This is a genomic window from Gordonia otitidis NBRC 100426 (assembly GCF_000248075.1).
Taxonomy (GTDB): Bacteria; Actinomycetota; Actinomycetes; order Mycobacteriales; family Mycobacteriaceae; genus Gordonia; species Gordonia otitidis.
This window is the reverse complement of record NZ_BAFB01000205.1, coordinates 1-933: the sequence shown is the minus strand read 5'-3', so window position 1 is coordinate 933 and position 933 is coordinate 1. Positions and strand designations below refer to the sequence as shown.

The following is a 933-nucleotide window of genomic DNA, read 5'->3' as shown; positions in this document are numbered from 1 at the left end:
TTCTGAGTCATTAATTCGTGTGCAGTAGTGGGCGATGGAGTCGAGGATCTGGTCAGCGGTCTTGACCCACACGTAGGGGCGGGGGTTGTCGTTCCAGGTCTCGATCCATGCTCTGATGTCGGCGTTGAGTGCTCTCACGGTGCGGTGGGTGGAGCGTTGGAGTTTCTTGGTGGTCAGTTCGGCGAACCAGCGTTCGACGAGGTTCATCCAGGATGAGCTCGTCGGGGTGAAGTGGACAACAAACCGTGGGTGCGAGGTCAGCCATCGTTTGACCGCGGGCATCTTGTGGGTAGAGGCGTTGTCCATGACCAGGTGGACGTCGAGCTCGTCGGGCACCTCGGCGTCGATCTTGCGGAGAAACCCGATGAATTCCGTTGCGCGATGCCGTGAGTGAAGCGAACCGATCACTTTTCCCGACGCGATGTCCAACGCCGCGTACAGGCTGGAGGTGCCGTTGCGCACGTAGTCGTGGCTGGCCCGTTGCGGGGTGCCCGGGAGCATGGGAAAGATCGGCTGGGTGCGATCGAGAGCTTGGATCTGGGTCTTCTCGTCAACGCAGAGCACCAGGGCACGTTCGGGTGGGTTCATGTAGAGCCCGACGACGTCGCGGACCTTCTCGGTGAACAGGGGATCTTTCGACAGCTTCCACGACTCCTGTTTGTGTGGAGCCAATCCGAACGCTCTCCATACACGCGAAACAGTTGACTGTGACATGTCGAGATGCTCAGCCATCGCCCGCGTCGACCAGTGTGTCGCATTCTTCGGAGTGGTCTCGAGAGTTGCGGTGATCAGGTTTTTGATCTGCTCGTCGTCGACGGTGCGAGGTCGCCCGGGCCGGGGTTCGTCGAGCAACCCCTCGCAGCGGTGCTCGACGAACCGGCCTCGCCAGCGCCGCACGGTACTGCGATTGAGGCCGAGTCGTTGTGCCACTTC

The 933-nt window shown here is 60.9% G+C and carries 1 protein-coding gene; it reads right to left on the bottom strand.

The features are described 5' to 3' along the window. Window positions 1-933: IS630 family transposase (locus GOOTI_RS20125; protein WP_007240449.1), on the bottom strand; the 933-nt coding region annotated here is incomplete at both ends.